This window comes from Pseudomonas sp. BT-42-2, from assembly GCF_025847435.2.
In the GTDB taxonomy this organism is placed as follows: Bacteria; Pseudomonadota; Gammaproteobacteria; order Pseudomonadales; family Pseudomonadaceae; genus Aquipseudomonas; species Aquipseudomonas urmiensis.
In genome coordinates this window covers 13,744-27,785 of record NZ_JAOYTM010000001.1, presented here as the reverse complement: position 1 = coordinate 27,785, position 14,042 = coordinate 13,744, and the positions used below count along the sequence as shown (strand labels likewise).

Here is a 14,042-nt window from a genome sequence, read left to right as displayed (position 1 = left end):
CGGCCGCCGCAGCGGCGGCCGTCGATCAGGCAGGCATCAGCACGCCTTTGGCGATGGTGTTGCGTTGAATCTCGCTGGTGCCGGTGAGGATACGCATCATTCGCGTGGCGCGGAAAATCCACTCTACAGGGTGGCCCTGCATCAAACCGGCCCCGCCGTGCACCTGGACCGCCTTGTCGGCAATGCGGAAGGCGGCCTCGGAGACGAACAGCTTGCACATCGGCGCATGGGTACGGATATCGCCCCCGGCGTCATTCACCTGGGCGGTGGCGTACACCATGCTGCGCGCAGCGTGCAGCTCGGTGGCCATGTCGGCGATCATGTGGTTGACCGCTTGGAACATAGCGATCGGCTGACCGAATTGCTTGCGGCTACGCGCATGCTCGATCGATAGGTTCAGGGCCAGGCCGGCCATCCCTAGCAGGGTCGGGCAATGCAACAGGCGGTTGAGGGTAATGCGCCCCATGGCCAGCTTGAAGCCCTGTCCCTGTTCACCGATCAGGTTGGCCGCCGGCACGCGCACTTGATCCAGCACGATGTCACCATGGGCACCGCCACCGGACATCACCGAATAGTCGCTGAGCACCTGTACACCGGGCGCCTTGAGGTCGACGAAGAACGCTGAAATACCCTGTGCGCCCTGCCCCGGTCCGGTCACGGCGAGCAGCACCGCCAGGTCCGCGTAAGTGGCGCCGGAGATGTAGCGCTTGCTGCCGCTGAGTACGTAGTGATCGCCCTCGCGGTGTGCCTGGGTCGCGATGGCTGTCGCATCCGAGCCGGCCTCGGCTTCGGTCAACGCGAAGCACACGGCTTTTTCGGCGCGGCACACGGGGTTGAGGAAGGTCTCGACCTGGTAAGGGCTGGCCACCTTGAACAGGTGGCCGACCCGCGGCGGCCCCGACAGCTCGCCCAGCACATGCGGCGCGAGCATGGAGCCGGTCAGCACCGTGGCCTCCTTCACCGCGCACAGGTCGGCCACGTTCAGGCCGGCCCCACCCATGCTTTCAGGCAGCATGACGGTGTACAGGCCTTGCTCGCTCGAGCGCTTCCATACCTGCCGCAGCACCGCCTGTGGATGCGGGCGCGCCCAGTCCAGCTGGGCTTGCTGCTCCAGCGGGCGAACCTGATCGCGAACGAAACCTTCGATCGCTTCGATGATCTGCGCAGCTTTTGCACTTGGTTGATACATGGTAATGCTCCCTGGTCAGATACGACGTTCGCTGTGTTGCCAGTAGGTGTCCCGGACCAGGCGGCGGACCACCTTGCCGTTGGGGTTTTTCGGCAGTTCGCTGACAAAGTCCACGCCGCGCGGCTTCTTGAAACCGGCCAGTGCACGGCCGCAACGCTCGATCAGCTCGTCGGCCTGCAACTGCGCCCCGGGCTTGAGCACCACCACCGCACGCACCGCTTCGCCCCACTGCGCATCGGGCACACCGACCACCGCCACCTCGAACACTTCCGCGAAGCCGTAGATCACCTGCTCGACTTCGCTGGGGTACACGTTGAAGCCACCGGAAATGATCATTTCCTTCTTGCGATCGACGATGAACACGTAACCCTGCGCATCGACCGTCGCCAGGTCACCGGTGAGGTAGTAACCGTCGCGCATGACCTCGGCGGTGAGCGCTGGCGCGCGCCAGTAACCCTGCATGACGTCCGGGCCCTTGACCACGATCTCGCCGACCTCGCCGGGTGCCACATCCTCGAACGCCTCATTGACCACTCGCAGGTCGGTCTCGAAATAGCACCGCCCACAGGAGGCCAGGCGCTGGTAGTCGCCGTCTTCCACCAGATGGTCCTGCTCGGTCAGTACCGTGACCAGCGAACAGGTCTCACCGGCACCGTAACCTTGCGCGAGAATCGGCCCGAACAATTCGATGGCTTTCTTCACCAAGGCCGGCGCCATGGGCGCAGCGCCATACATGACCAGCTTCAAGCTGGACAGGTCGAAGCGCTCGACGCCAGGGTAATTGACCAGCCGGTTGATCATCGCCGGCACCAGGAACAGCCGGGTCACCCGTTCGCGCTGGATGGTCTCGAGCAACAGGCGGTCGTCGTAGCGCTCCAGCAGCAGGTTGCAAGCGCCGACTGCCAGCAGGGGCATGATCTGCATGCCGCTGGCATGGGTGATAGGCCCGACGTGGGCCATGACGTCGCCCGGCCCGGAGCGCCGCGTCGGGCTGGCGATACTCTTGCGCACCAGCGCCTTGCGGTTGCCGAAGGAGAGCATGGCGGCCTTGAGCACGCCCGAGCTGCCGGAGGTGTAGTGCAGCACGGCCAGCGCGTCGTCGGCCGGGTCCAGGTCCAACCGTGCTTCGCTGCCGCGCTCGAGCAATGCGGCATAGCCCAGGTCGCCGCCCTCGCCCTCCAGCACGATCAACTGGCGCAGCAGCGGCAACTGCGCACGCCGGGTGGCCAGCGCCTGGGCAAAACTGGCATCGGTGATCAGGGCAACGCTGCAGGAGTCTTCCAGCACCCGCACCAATTCATCCAGTGACAGCCGGGCATTGATCGGCACCTTGACCATCGCCGCCTTGTACAGCGCCACTTCCGCTTCCACCAACTCCACGCGGTTGGCGGCGAGGATCGCCACATGCTCGCCGGCGCCCACGCCCAAGGTACCCAGCCCAGAGGCCAAGCGGTTGCTGCGGCGTTCCAGCTGGGCGTAGGTCAGGCGCGCTTGGCTGTCCGCTACGGCAATCTGATCAGGCCAGTAGCGGGCACTTCGGGTAATGATCGTTCCAAGGTTCACGTTGTTGTTCTCGTCGACAGGAAGACATCGACGATGCTAAACAGCCGTGCGCGGGCGCATCTAATACCAGTTTCAGATGCCGTCCATAGCGTTATTGGCTGGCATCCTCAGAACGCTGGCAGGCGTGGACCTTGCAACAGCCATGACCCCAGCTCAGAAACTCGCCTTGAGCGATACCATGAAGTTGCGCGGCTCACCGTAGTAGTTGCCGAACGTCTCGGTACCAATGGTGGTGTAGTAACGCTTGTCGAACAGGTTGTTGCCGTTGAGGGCCACAGACCAGGTGTCATCGATCCGATAACCGATTCGACCGTTCCAGATCGCGTAGCCCGACTGGCTGATTTTCTCGCCGCTGGAAGGCGAAACGCGGTAATTGTCGCTTTGCGCATTAACCCCGGCGCCGAGGGTGAAGCGTTCAAGTGCGCCAGTCAGGGCGTATTCACCCCACATGCGCAACACATGCCGCGGCACATAGCTGTTGAACGCGGCGCCGTTGAGGGTGGTGTCGATATCGTCGAGGGTCTTGGTCTGGGTGTAGGTGTATCCGGCGAGCAGTTGCAAGCGCTCGATGACTTCGCCGCTGATCTCGGCCTCGAAACCTTGGGCGCGAACCTTGCCGGCATTGACGTAACAGTATCCATCGGAGGACGGGCAGGAAGAGTTGTAGTCAGTTTGCGCCTGATCTTTCTGGATGGTGCGGAACAGGTTGAAAGCGCTGTTCAGGCGACCGTCGAACCAGGCGCCCTTGATCCCCAGCTCGTAGCTCTGGCCCACCAACGGCTTGAGCGCCGAGCCGTCTTCGGAGCGGTAATTGCCCTGCGGGGTGAAGATGTCCGAGTAGCTGGCGTAGGCCGTGAGGTTGTCGTTGAGGTCCAGCAGCACGCCGGCAAACGGCGTGACCTGGCCGGTCTCGCGGGTACTGGAATGCTGCGAAGGGACAGCGTTGAGGAAGTCATAATCGGTGTCGGAGCTGTACCAGCTCACCCGACCTCCCACGACTACGGTCAGTGGATCGGCCAGTTTCAAGCGCAGGGTCGAATAGACGCCCTTCTGTTTGGTCACCGATTTGACCGGGCCGCCACGCGACGAGTTTTCGATGAAGTAGCTGTCATCCGGCTCAGGGATGGACTTGTCCGGGTTGAACACGTCCTGCCGTTGCGGCAGAAACGCCACCGAGTAGAAATCGTCCTTGTTCGCGCGGCTGGCGTTCATGCCCAGCACCAGTTCATGTTGCTGGCCGAACGCGGCAAATTTGCCATCGATGTAAGCGTCCAGGCCATAATCGACCTGGTCGTAGTCGTACAGGCTGCCGAGCATGCCGGTGGTATTGGTGCCAGGCGTCACCGCTCCGGAGGCGAAGGCATATTTGATGGCCTGGGTGTTCTTGGTATAGACGCTGGCCACCTTGAGCTTCCAGTCGTCATTGAGCTGGTGGGTCAGGTCACTGAACACTGTGGTGCGCTTGCTGCGCCAGGTATTCCAGGAAGGGTCAAGGCAGGTCGAGCGGCTGAGCTTGAGGTCGCTGCGATCCTTGTAGCGCGGCAGGCCGCCCCAGCATGGGTTGGCGTCGACATCTTCATAGGCGATGCCCAGGCCGAGCGTGGTGTCGGGGCTGACATCGAGGTCGAGCGCGCCGTAGTACACCTGGTCCTTGCGGCTGGCGTCGTCGACAAAGTAATGCCGGCTCTGCTCGGCGATCACCGCCCGCCCACGCAGGCTGCCGGACGCATTCAGCGGGCCGCCGGTGTCGACCTGGCCGCGATAGTTGTCCCAACTGCCGCCAGAAAGGGTGATGTCGGTATGCGCGACTGCCAGGCCGCGCTTGCGCACGAAGTTCACCCCGCCCGCAGTGCCACCGGAGCCTTTCATCATGCCGGCGGCACCGCGCAGTACCTCGACCCGATCGTAATAGGCCATGTCGCTGCTGAAGCTGTCGGCCTGGACATAGAGGTTGCCCATGTCCAGTGGCACACCATCGTACTGATACTGGCCCGACATACGAAAGCCGCGCGAGTAAAAGTACTTGCCGCCCATGGTCGAGTCGTAGACGGTGATGCCGGGAGTCTTTTCCATGACCTGATCGATGGTGTTGAGGTTCTGGTCATCGAGCATCTTGCGGGTCATCACCGTGACCGATTGCGGGGTCTCCTTGAGCGAGTGTTCACCCTTGCCGATGGTCACCGCACCGGTGGTGTACGAACCGCTGTTTTCGGTGGTAGCACCCAGCACTTGGGCGTTGACCGTGGTGGCGCCCAGCTCCAGCGCCGAGCCCGTTGCCGGCACTGCGCGCAGGACAAAGGTGCCGTTGGCCTGGGGCTCGGCTTGCAAACCGCTGCCACCAAGGATTCGCGCAAAGCCTTCGCTGACGCCGAACGTGCCTTTGATCCCAGGTGAATGCAGGCCATCTGTGTCGCGCGCGTCAAAGGAAATCGCAGCCCCGGCCGCACTGGCGAAACGGCTGAGCACTTCAGTCAGGCTGCCCGCGGCGATATCGAACGAGCGCACCGTACTGTGCTGCTGGGCGGGCACCTGGGCCGCCAGGGTGACGCTCGACCACCCGCCGGCAGTGGTTGCCGCCAATAATCCAACTTTTACTGCTTTCGCCAGCCCACACCACTTGTACACAGCAGACATGCCTACCCTCCCCCAAAAGAACATCAAATGAACTCACTGGGGAATGAGCCGAACAGTGGATTGGAAAAGTGCAGGCGCTGACAAAAAATTTTCAACCGATGGCAATCGCGGCGGCGCCCTCAACTTCTGCCTAAGACTTCCCGGTGGGCGCGGAGACATTGACCCAGAACCGGCTGTAGCGCGTCACCCGCAGCGACAAACCACTCTCCAGCGCGGCCAGCGCGCGGTCAGTGTCATCGATGGGGAACGCGCCAGACACCTTCAATTGCGCAATCCGCGGATCACAGCGCAGCACGCCAGGGCGATAGCGCGAAAGATCAGCCAGCAAGTGCGCCAAAGGACGATCGAGGGCGATGATGCTGCCTTGCTGCCAAGCACCCACCGACGCGTCATTGCGCCTTGGCGCCGCCACCGCGCGGGCATTGAAGTCTACCGACTGCCCGGCTTCCACGCGCACCGTCGATGCACCGCTGAACGACCTGACTTCTACCGCTTTCTCGAGCACCGCCACCTCACCACCCTGCGCCTGCGAGCGAACGATAAAACGCGTCCCTAGCGCGAACACCTGGCCATGCCGGGTGAGCACCTTGAACGGCCGCTGCGCAGGATCAGCGGCGGTGCTCACCAGAATCTCACCCGACAACAGCTCAAGCAGCCGCTGACGACCGTCGTACCTGAGGTTGACCGAGGTATCGGTGTTGAGTAGCAGCGAGCTGCCATCGGCCAAGCGAAACTCGCGGCGCTCACCCACGGCGGTACGAAAATCGGCAAGCAGGTTGTGCGAGGTCTCACTGCGCCAGCCCAGCCAGCCCAGTGAGATGGCCGGCACCACTACTAACACGCTGCCAAGCAGCTGGCGCCGAGAGCGCTCGGCGCCGCGCAAGGCAGGGGCGGCCAGGCTACCAGGCACACTGGCCATCTGCTCGCTCACAGCCGCCATGCGTTGCCAGGCTTGACGATGAACCGGGTCGGCAATCAGCCAGTCATTCCAGGCGCGGCGATCAGCATCGCTCGCCACGCCCGACTGCAGTCGGGCGTACCAGCGCGCGGCGGCGCTGATCGCTTGCAACTCGGCAGGCGAGAGGCTCATGCCAGTTGCATCTTGATCTGCATCAGGCAGCAATGCTCCATGGCCTTGGCCATGTAGTTATTGACGCTGCGCAGGCTGATGCCCAGGTGCTCGGCAATCTGTGGGTAGGTCAGGCCATCGAATTGCGAGAGGATGAACACTTGCTTGACCTTCGGCCCCAAGCCTTGCAGCAGGCGGTCGATTTCGACCAGCGCTTGCAGCACGATCGCTTGCTCCTCCAACGAAGGATGATGCGCTTCAGGCAGGTTGGCCAAGGCATCCAGATAGGCCTGCTCCAACGAGCGCCGACGCAGCAAGTCGATCAGCAAGCCTTTGGCAATGCGTGACAGGTACGGCCGGGGCTCGCGAATCTCCAGCGCGCTGCGCGCCTTTAGCACTCGCACGAAGGTGTCCTGGGTCAGGTCGGCAGCATCGAAGGCATTTCCCAGGCGCTTGCGCAGCCAGCCATTGAGCCAGCCGTGATGGTCGCAGTACAGCTCATTGACGGCGCTACGCAAGGATAGATCGGTGGCGGACATGGTAATAGAACAGTTCGCGAGTGGTAATGAATCTTATTGTCATGCGTGCACTCGGTGATTTGCAATAGCCACGCATTGGCCCAGCAGGCTATTTACCGTGGGGCGCTTAGAACTTTTGCCTATTTATCGGTCTATGTGAATACGCACATTTGCTCGCTAGACAGCCACCTCACCAGGTTTGCGCAAGCAGATGAGCACACGTCAAACTGCCATGTAGAGGTTGTCTTTGCTCATGAAATTCAATGCCCCCCGGATGGTGCTTTTGGCCCTGTTCGCCTTCGCGGCAGTGGGCTCGGCCTCAGCAACACAGATCAACCCCAAAGCGCCGGCCTTGGCCCAGCAACTGACAGCCGTTGAGCCAGCCAAGCAGTCGGCTGGCAACCCTTGGTCAAGCCTGGCCGACGTCGCCGATCAGCAGTCGGCGCCATTGCTGGCCCATGACGACCGTTACTGGCACGACGGCCGTTGGCACGATCGCCGAGATGAGTGGCGACGCGACAACTGGCGCCGAGATCAATGGCGTAGGGAGCAGGCGCGCCGTGAAGCCAAACGCCATCGTGACTGGGAGCGCCACCACGAACGGGTAATGCGCCACCGCTACGAAGAGCATCACCGTTACTATCGCCGCTAACACCCTGCACGCCTGAGCCTGAGTGCTCAGGCCGCCAGCACCTTGAGCACAATCATCCCGGCCAGGCCGAGCAAACACAGCACACCCATGCCATAACTGACCGTACGCCATGGCTGCACGCCCGCTAGATAAGTGACGGTGTGCAAGACCCTGGCGACGGTAAACAGCCCGCTCAAGTACTGGCTCATCACCCCAGGCGCATCAACGGCAACCGCCAGCCCACCCAGCGCAATGAACAGCGGGATGCTTTCAAGGTCATTGCTCCAGGCTTTCGCGCCGCGTCTGACTTGTGGGCATTCTTCGAATTCGGCCGAGCGCCGGAAAACAGCAGCATCTTCGGGGTTTGTGAAGATCTGGCAGCGCAAACGAAAATAGCCTTGATAGCACGAGATCGCGAGCATCTTGAGCAGCAGAACCACCACACAGATGGCATACACAGACAGCACACTGTTCATTGCCTGCCCCTGGCGCAAAAGCCCCGAACCACGATATACAACAGCGGCCCTGCTGAAACGAACACGATCGTGACCAGCACGTACGGCAGCACCCCGCGCAAAGGCTCCCCTCGGGCGCGGGTGTCGTTGACCATCCAGAGACAGGCAAGCCCGGCCATCAGGTACAGATCGATGACCACTTGGGCAGTGTCGGGCCTGGCCATCAGCTCAAGGCCGAATGCGATCAGCGACTGATCGGCAATTAGCATGCTCCAGCCGGTGTACAACGTGAAAGCCAACAGCAGCGGTAAAGCGATATAGGACGCGCGCATGTGCTTCTCCTGGTGAGTTGCACGCAACCCTAGTGGTAGAGTTGCTCGCCGCTCAATGACCTGACAGGTCATGGACTCGCTACACAAGGACCGTCAGAGTGCACCCATGAGCCCTTCCCACTCCCTCACGACTCATCCGCTTACCGCCACAGCGGCGGGTGAGCACCTGCGGCGCCTGCGCCGTCAAGCCAGGCTGAGCCAGCTCGAATTGTCGCTGATTACTGGCATTTCCCAGCGTCACCTCAGCTGCGTCGAGACCGGCCGCGCCAAGCCCAGCCCGAGCACGCTGCATGCTTTGCTGTCAGCCCTCGACGCTCCACTGGAACAACGCAATGAGATATTTCTCGCGGCAGGTTTTGCCCCGCGCTACATGGCCTCGACACCCGACGCGCCAGCGATGGCAATGGTGCATGACGCGATCGAGCACATCCTGCAGGCCAACAACCCGGCACCGGCGTTGGTGATCGCCAGTAACTGGGACATCACCGCTGCCAATGCCAGTGCCGGCTTGCTCATGGCAATGCTCGGTGTTCAGACGACCCAGCCGTCCGGCCTGAATCTGCTCGACACGCTGCTGCGCCCCGGTGGCCTGGGCGACCACCTGGTCAATGCCGATGAGATACGCGCAATTGCCTGGCAACGCGCGGCCCGGGAAGCCTTCAGCAATCCTGAGTTGGCTGAGCTGTTGCGCAAGCTGCCTGGGCCAGCCGATCTGCCGCTGAGCCCGGCACTCTCCCCTGTGGTGTTGACCCGAGTGCGCAGCGCGCAAGGCGAGCTCAATTTCCTGTCGACCTTTACCACCTTCGGCATGCCGCTGGACATCAGCGTGGCGTCACTGCGTATCGAACATCTGATCCCTGCCGACCGGCAAACCTGGCAGGTGATGACGGCGGCGTACGCGCAGTGGTCAGCGGCGGCAGTTTAGGCACAGCCCAAGGTCATTCGCTCGGCTGGCGCTTGGCGTTTTTCTTAGCGATGGCTTTCAACCGCACAGCCGCTCGCTGCACGGTGGCCATCTTTTCCGGGCGTTTCATTGCACGCCATTTGCGAATCTCGTCCCGGCTTCGACCACAGCTCACGCACAGCTCGCTGTTGAGCTGGCACAGCGAGACGCAGGGGTTGTCGATGTCTTTGGCCATGGGTTTGCTCCTGAGCGGGCGCAGATCATACCTCAAGCGCATTGCTGCGGGGGCTCTCGCCCCTCATCGCAGGACATGTCGCAGCGATGAGGGGCGACTGGTCGTCAGCCATTGCACTGCGCCGTCAAGAACTTCTGACCCCCAGCATCCCGCGCTCGACGATGAAATCGATCACCGCCTGCAACCCCTCGCCCTTCTTCAGGTTACTGAACGTCCAAGGCCGCTGCGGGCGCATGCGCTGGGTATCACGCTCCATCACTTCCAACGAAGCGCCAACATACGGCGCCAGGTCGGTCTTGTTGATTACCAGGAAGTCCGACTTGGTAATCCCCGGGCCACCTTTACGCGGGATCTTCTCGCCCTCGGCAACGTCGATCACGTAGATGGTCAGGTCCGCCAGCTCCGGGCTGAAGGTGGCGCTGAGGTTGTCACCGCCGCTCTCGACGAAGATCACCTCAAGGTTGCCGAACTTGCGCGCCAAGGCCTCCACTGCGGCCAGGTTCATCGAGGCATCCTCGCGAATCGCGGTGTGCGGGCAGCCGCCGGTCTCTACCCCGACGATGCGCTCAGGCTCAAGGGCGCCGGCCTCGGTAAGAATGCGCTGATCTTCCTTGGTGTAGATGTCATTGGTCACCACGGCGATCTGGTAGTGATCGCGCATGGCCTTGCACAGCGCTTCGAGCAGCGCGGTCTTGCCGGATCCTACCGGGCCGCCGACACCGACGCGCAGGGGTTGCTGATAGCTTTGCATGAAGGCAGTCCTCAAGAACGGAACAAACGGGTGTATTGGGTTTCATGTCGCGACGAGGCAATCGCCAGCAGCGGCAAGCCGCCACCGAGTTGCTCGTCGGTCAGGGTCAAGGCCTGGTCAAGCACTGCGGGCAGCGCTTCACCGAGGTCGCGCAGCAGGGTCTGGGCGGCCTGCTGGCCGAACGGCACCAGCTTGACCCCAGCCATCACCGCCCCTTCCAACCAGGCAAAACCCAGGCCCAGGGCTAGTTGGCGTAACGGGATCGACCAGTGCACGGCGAGCCAGGCCATACCGCCCAGCTGGCTAAGCTCAAGGCTCGCTCGCCAGGCCGGGTCTTGGCCCAGCTGCCAGCCGTCGAGCATCCGTGCCAGGGCATATCCGCGCTGGCGCTCCTCAAGGCGCAGCTCGGCGGTCTCGCGGTTGGCCAGCAAGAACTGGCTCCAGCGCCCAAAGGCTTGAGCGTCATTGGCCTGGCAGGCATGGTACAGGCGCGCCAGCAGCGGCCAGTCGAGGTAGCCGAGGGTGTCGTGCAACTGCTCTCGCTGCCAGTCACAGAAGCTGGCAATGTTGTTCACCCAGCCAGCCTCGACCGCCCACTCCAGCCCTTGCGAATAGGTAAAGCCGCCCACCGGCAAGCCGGGGCTGGCCAGCTGCAGCAGGCGCAGCAGCGCCAGGTCGCTGCTCATCAACCGGCCACGACCAGCGCAGCGCCAGCCAGCAGGCCGCCGCCGAAGGCCTTCTGCAAGCCGCTATGGCGACGCAGCAGGCAACCTACGGCAAAGCCTGCCCCCAACAACAGGCCGCTGACGGTGACAAAGCCTGCACTGAACAGCCAGAACGCACTCGGGGTCGCTTCGACACCGTGCGCCCAGCCATGGAACAAGGCGAAGATCGGCATGGCCAACGCCAGCACCAGCTGCCGACCTGGCACCAGCAGCGCCGCGGCCGCCACCAGCAGCGAGCCGATGATCATGCTTTCCATCCCCAGCACATCACCGAACAGATGCCCCAGCACTGCGCCTGCGAACATCGCCGCCAAGGTCGCCAGCGGCAACGTCAGGCTGCGCCGGGTCAGTGCCGCCAACACGCCGGTACCGAGCAGCATCAGCAAGTGATCGAGGCCCGTCAGCGGATGCAGCAAGCCATCGTGCAGCGGGTTGCTGTCGTGGCCAGGGTGGGCGAAGGCCGGTACAGCGACCAGCAGCAACAACAGGGCAAGGCTTTTTTTCATTGATGATTCCTCAGGAATGGGCAGGCAGGCGCACGAACGGATGATCGTTGCCGTGGCTATGGCTATGCGGCGCGCTCTGGTAGGCACCCGCTTCCGGTTCGAATGGCGCCTGCTCGGCGTCCACGCTCAGGCCAAGGCCGCGCACCATGTCATCGAGCACATAGTCATGCTGATAGCGCAGCAGCCCGGCTTCGATCTGCAGTGGCACATGGCGGTTACCCAGGTGATAGGCAGCGCGAGCCAGCAGCAAAGGGTCGCTGCAGCGCACCGTGGATACCGCCTCTGGCGCGGCCACCACACGCACGACCTGGCTGCCGTCGGCGTCAGCGAGCAGCTCGCCACCGCGCAGCAGATGACCGCGCTCGAGCATCAACCCGGCCTCGCGGCCATCGTCGAGGGTGACGCGCAGGCGGCTCTTGATACGGCTGTCGACATCCAAGGTGACGCTAGCGGTCACCGGTGCGGCATCGGCGATGCGTCGGGTCAGGACAATCATGCTTGCTCCTTCAGAACAGAAAATAACGCTGGGCCAGCGGCAATTCGCGGGCCGGTTCGCAAACCAGCAACTCGCCGTCGGCGCGCACCTGGTAGGTTTGCGCATCGACTTCGATGACAGGCTGCAAGGTGTTGTGCAGCATGTGCGCCTTGCGCACCTGGCGACAGCCGTGGGCGACGCCGATCAGGCTGCGCAGGTTGAGCTCCTCGGCCAGGCCACGGTCGATCGCCGCCTGGGGCAGGAAGGTCATGCGCGTGGCATGCCGGGCGGCGCCCATGGCGCCGAACATCGGCCGGTAATGCACGGGCTGCGGGGTGGGGATCGAGCCGTTGATATCGCCCATCGGCGCGGTGACGATCATCCCGCCTTTGATCACCAGGGCCGGCTTGACCGCAAAGAACGCCGGCGCCCACAGCACCAGGTCAGCCAGCTTGCCGACCTCGACCGAACCGACTTCATGGGCAATGCCATGGGTCAGCGCCGGGTTCATGGTGTACTTGGCGATGTAGCGCTTGACCCGGAAGTTGTCGCTGTAGTCGCTGTCTGGTGCCAGCGGGCCGCGGCGCAGCTTCATCTGGTGCGCCACCTGCCAGGTGCGCAGCACCACTTCACCGACCCGGCCCATGGCTTGGGAGTCGGACGAGGTCATGGCGAAGGCGCCCATGTCATGCAGGATGTCTTCGGCGGCAATCGTCTCGCGGCGGATGCGCGACTCGGCGAAGGCCACGTCTTCGGCGATGCTCGGGTCGAGGTGGTGGCAGACCATGAGCATGTCCAGGTGCTCATCGACCGTATTGACGGTGTAGGGCAAGGTCGGGTTGGTCGAGGACGGCAGCACGTTGGCCTGCCCCGCCGCACGAATGATATCGGGCGCATGCCCGCCACCGGCGCCTTCGGTGTGGAAGGTATGGATGGTGCGATCGCCAATCGCCGCCAGGGTGTCTTCGATGCAGCCCGACTCATTGAGGGTATCGGTGTGGATCGCCACTTGGATGTCCATCTCCTCGGCCACGCCCAGGCAACAGTCGATGGCCGCCGGAGTCGAGCCCCAGTCCTCATGCAGTTTCAGGCCAACCGCACCTGCGGCAATCTGCTCGCGCAGCGCTTCGGGGCGCGAGGCGTTGCCCTTGCCCAACAGGCCGATGTTGATCGGCAGGCAATCGGCCGCCTGCAGCATGCGCGCCAGGTACCACGGACCCGGCGTGGAGGTGGTGGCATTGGTGCCGGTCGCCGGCCCCGTGCCGCCACCGATGAAGGTGGTGACGCCACTGGTCAATGCCTCTTCGACCTGCTGCGGGCAGATGAAGTGGATATGCGAGTCGATGCCACCGGCGGTGACGATCTTGCCCTCGGCGGCAATCACTTCGGTGCCGGGCCCAACCGGCACGGTGACGCCGGGCTGCACATCCGGGTTGCCTGCCTTGCCGATCGCGGCGATGCGACCCTGCTTGACGCCGATGTCGGCCTTGACGATGCCCCAGTGGTCGATGATCAGCGCGTTGGTCAGCACCAGGTCCATCGCCTCGCCCGCCAGCATCTGGCCCTGGCCCATGCCATCGCGGATGACCTTGCCACCGCCGAACTTGACCTCCTCGCCATAGATGGTGAAGTCCTTCTCCACTTCCACCCACAGCGCGGTGTCGGCCAGACGCACCCGGTCGCCTACGGTGGGGCCGAACATGTCGGCATAGGCCTGGCGGGAAATTCGGCTCATAGCCTGCCCTCCAGCGCGCCCATCACCTTGCCCTGAAAGCCATACACCTCTCGCTTGCCAGCGTAGGCCACCAACTGCACGGTGCGCGCCTGGCCTGGTTCGAAGCGCACCGCGGTGCCGGCCGGTATGTCCAGGCGAAAGCCGAGGGTCGGCTCACGCTCGAACACCAGCGCGTCGTTGACTTCATAGAAGTGGTAGTGCGAACCGACCTGCACCGGTCGGTCGCCATGGTTAGCGACGCTGACACTGACGGTGGCGCGGCCAACATTGAGTTCGATATCGCCGGCGGCGACCTGGATTTCTCCGGGGATCATGCGGGG

The 14,042-nt window shown here is 63.3% G+C and carries 16 protein-coding genes; 2 read left to right on the top strand and 14 right to left on the bottom strand.

Annotated elements, in window-relative coordinates:
- Positions 1-25: 25 nt before the first annotated feature.
- The 5 genes from OIU19_RS00145 to OIU19_RS00125 form a co-directional block, all read right to left on the bottom strand.
- Entirely contained in the window at positions 26-1,189 is a 1,164-nt protein-coding gene (locus OIU19_RS00145) for an acyl-CoA dehydrogenase family protein (RefSeq protein WP_264232479.1), read from the bottom strand.
- Positions 1,190-1,204: 15 nt separating this feature from the next.
- The gene (locus OIU19_RS00140) at positions 1,205-2,752 is read right to left on the bottom strand and encodes an AMP-binding protein (protein ID WP_264232477.1); all 1,548 of its coding nucleotides are present in this window, start codon (positions 2,750-2,752) and stop codon (positions 1,205-1,207) included.
- Positions 2,753-2,905: 153 nt separating this feature from the next.
- The gene (locus OIU19_RS00135; RefSeq protein ID WP_186557005.1) at positions 2,906-5,386 is read right to left on the bottom strand and encodes a TonB-dependent receptor; all 2,481 of its coding nucleotides are present in this window, start codon (positions 5,384-5,386) and stop codon (positions 2,906-2,908) included.
- Between the two features lie 130 nt (positions 5,387-5,516).
- Positions 5,517-6,476 carry a FecR domain-containing protein gene (locus OIU19_RS00130; protein WP_264232475.1) on the bottom strand — a complete coding sequence of 320 codons (960 nt, stop codon included), beginning with the start codon at positions 6,474-6,476 and terminating at the stop codon, positions 5,517-5,519.
- Positions 6,473-6,994, bottom strand: a complete 522-nt coding sequence (locus OIU19_RS00125; RefSeq protein WP_186557003.1) for a sigma-70 family RNA polymerase sigma factor — start codon at positions 6,992-6,994, stop codon at positions 6,473-6,475. The genes OIU19_RS00130 and OIU19_RS00125 overlap by 4 nt, the downstream gene beginning before the upstream one ends.
- 232 nt (positions 6,995-7,226) lie before the next feature.
- Here OIU19_RS00125 and OIU19_RS00120 point away from each other — a divergent pair, with 232 nt between their 5' ends.
- Entirely contained in the window at positions 7,227-7,625 is a 399-nt protein-coding gene (locus OIU19_RS00120; RefSeq protein ID WP_264232472.1) for a hypothetical protein, read from the top strand.
- A 26-nt stretch (positions 7,626-7,651) separates the two neighbouring features.
- Here the strand turns inward: OIU19_RS00120 and OIU19_RS00115 are convergent, their stop codons facing one another.
- Both OIU19_RS00115 and OIU19_RS00110 read right to left on the bottom strand, forming a co-directional pair.
- Positions 7,652-8,080, bottom strand: coding sequence for an MAPEG family protein (locus tag OIU19_RS00115; RefSeq protein ID WP_264232470.1), 429 nt, complete (start codon positions 8,078-8,080; stop codon positions 7,652-7,654).
- The gene (locus OIU19_RS00110) at positions 8,077-8,391 is read right to left on the bottom strand and encodes a DUF2834 domain-containing protein (RefSeq protein ID WP_264232469.1); all 315 of its coding nucleotides are present in this window, start codon (positions 8,389-8,391) and stop codon (positions 8,077-8,079) included. The genes OIU19_RS00115 and OIU19_RS00110 overlap by 4 nt, the downstream gene beginning before the upstream one ends.
- Positions 8,392-8,497: 106 nt before the next feature.
- On the opposite strand from OIU19_RS00110, the gene OIU19_RS00105 reads away from it, so the two are divergent.
- Positions 8,498-9,316 (top strand): helix-turn-helix domain-containing protein, encoded by an 819-nt coding sequence (locus tag OIU19_RS00105; protein ID WP_264232468.1) that lies wholly within the window; start codon positions 8,498-8,500, stop codon positions 9,314-9,316.
- A 13-nt stretch (positions 9,317-9,329) separates the two neighbouring features.
- Here the strand turns inward: OIU19_RS00105 and OIU19_RS00100 are convergent, their stop codons facing one another.
- From OIU19_RS00100 to OIU19_RS00070, 7 genes are all read right to left on the bottom strand, one after another.
- Positions 9,330-9,530 carry a DUF1289 domain-containing protein gene (locus OIU19_RS00100; RefSeq protein WP_264232467.1) on the bottom strand — a complete coding sequence of 67 codons (201 nt, stop codon included), beginning with the start codon at positions 9,528-9,530 and terminating at the stop codon, positions 9,330-9,332.
- Positions 9,531-9,654: 124 nt separating this feature from the next.
- Positions 9,655-10,281, bottom strand: coding sequence for an urease accessory protein UreG (gene ureG / locus OIU19_RS00095; protein ID WP_186556992.1), 627 nt, complete (start codon positions 10,279-10,281; stop codon positions 9,655-9,657).
- An 11-nt stretch (positions 10,282-10,292) separates the two neighbouring features.
- Entirely contained in the window at positions 10,293-10,967 is a 675-nt protein-coding gene (locus OIU19_RS00090) for an urease accessory protein UreF (protein WP_264232466.1), read from the bottom strand.
- On the bottom strand, positions 10,967-11,512 hold the full coding sequence (locus OIU19_RS00085) for a HupE/UreJ family protein (protein WP_264232463.1): 546 nt from the start codon (positions 11,510-11,512) through the stop codon (positions 10,967-10,969). Before OIU19_RS00085 ends, OIU19_RS00090 begins: the two co-directional genes overlap by 1 nt.
- A gap of 10 nt (positions 11,513-11,522) precedes the next feature.
- On the bottom strand, positions 11,523-12,008 hold the full coding sequence (gene ureE / locus OIU19_RS00080; RefSeq protein ID WP_264232461.1) for an urease accessory protein UreE: 486 nt from the start codon (positions 12,006-12,008) through the stop codon (positions 11,523-11,525).
- 10 nt (positions 12,009-12,018) lie between these two features.
- A complete protein-coding gene (gene ureC / locus OIU19_RS00075; protein WP_264232459.1) occupies positions 12,019-13,722 on the bottom strand; it encodes an urease subunit alpha in 1,704 nt (567 codons plus the stop codon).
- On the bottom strand, positions 13,719-14,036 hold the full coding sequence (locus OIU19_RS00070) for an urease subunit beta (RefSeq protein WP_186556982.1): 318 nt from the start codon (positions 14,034-14,036) through the stop codon (positions 13,719-13,721). Before OIU19_RS00070 ends, ureC begins: the two co-directional genes overlap by 4 nt.
- Positions 14,037-14,042: the final 6 nt, after the last annotated feature.

Excerpts from the sequence above, each read along its gene's own strand:
- ureE (WP_264232461.1), bottom strand. The coding sequence starts at position 12,008 with ATGATTGTCCTGACCCGACGCATCGCCGATGCCGCACCGGTGACCGCT.
- OIU19_RS00110 (WP_264232469.1), bottom strand. The coding sequence starts at position 8,391 with ATGCGCGCGTCCTATATCGCTTTACCGCTGCTGTTGGCTTTCACGTTG.
- OIU19_RS00070 (WP_186556982.1), bottom strand. The coding sequence starts at position 14,036 with ATGATCCCCGGAGAAATCCAGGTCGCCGCCGGCGATATCGAACTCAAT.
- OIU19_RS00100 (WP_264232467.1), bottom strand. The coding sequence starts at position 9,530 with ATGGCCAAAGACATCGACAACCCCTGCGTCTCGCTGTGCCAGCTCAAC.
- ureC (WP_264232459.1), bottom strand. The coding sequence starts at position 13,722 with ATGAGCCGAATTTCCCGCCAGGCCTATGCCGACATGTTCGGCCCCACC.
- OIU19_RS00120 (WP_264232472.1), top strand. The coding sequence starts at position 7,227 with ATGAAATTCAATGCCCCCCGGATGGTGCTTTTGGCCCTGTTCGCCTTC.
- ureG (WP_186556992.1), bottom strand. The coding sequence starts at position 10,281 with ATGCAAAGCTATCAGCAACCCCTGCGCGTCGGTGTCGGCGGCCCGGTA.
- OIU19_RS00130 (WP_264232475.1), bottom strand. The coding sequence starts at position 6,476 with ATGAGCCTCTCGCCTGCCGAGTTGCAAGCGATCAGCGCCGCCGCGCGC.
- OIU19_RS00135 (WP_186557005.1), bottom strand. The coding sequence starts at position 5,386 with ATGTCTGCTGTGTACAAGTGGTGTGGGCTGGCGAAAGCAGTAAAAGTT.
- OIU19_RS00085 (WP_264232463.1), bottom strand. The coding sequence starts at position 11,512 with ATGAAAAAAAGCCTTGCCCTGTTGTTGCTGCTGGTCGCTGTACCGGCC.
- OIU19_RS00105 (WP_264232468.1), top strand. The coding sequence starts at position 8,498 with ATGAGCCCTTCCCACTCCCTCACGACTCATCCGCTTACCGCCACAGCG.
- OIU19_RS00125 (WP_186557003.1), bottom strand. The coding sequence starts at position 6,994 with ATGTCCGCCACCGATCTATCCTTGCGTAGCGCCGTCAATGAGCTGTAC.
- OIU19_RS00090 (WP_264232466.1), bottom strand. The coding sequence starts at position 10,967 with ATGAGCAGCGACCTGGCGCTGCTGCGCCTGCTGCAGCTGGCCAGCCCC.
- OIU19_RS00145 (WP_264232479.1), bottom strand. The coding sequence starts at position 1,189 with ATGTATCAACCAAGTGCAAAAGCTGCGCAGATCATCGAAGCGATCGAA.
- OIU19_RS00115 (WP_264232470.1), bottom strand. The coding sequence starts at position 8,080 with ATGAACAGTGTGCTGTCTGTGTATGCCATCTGTGTGGTGGTTCTGCTG.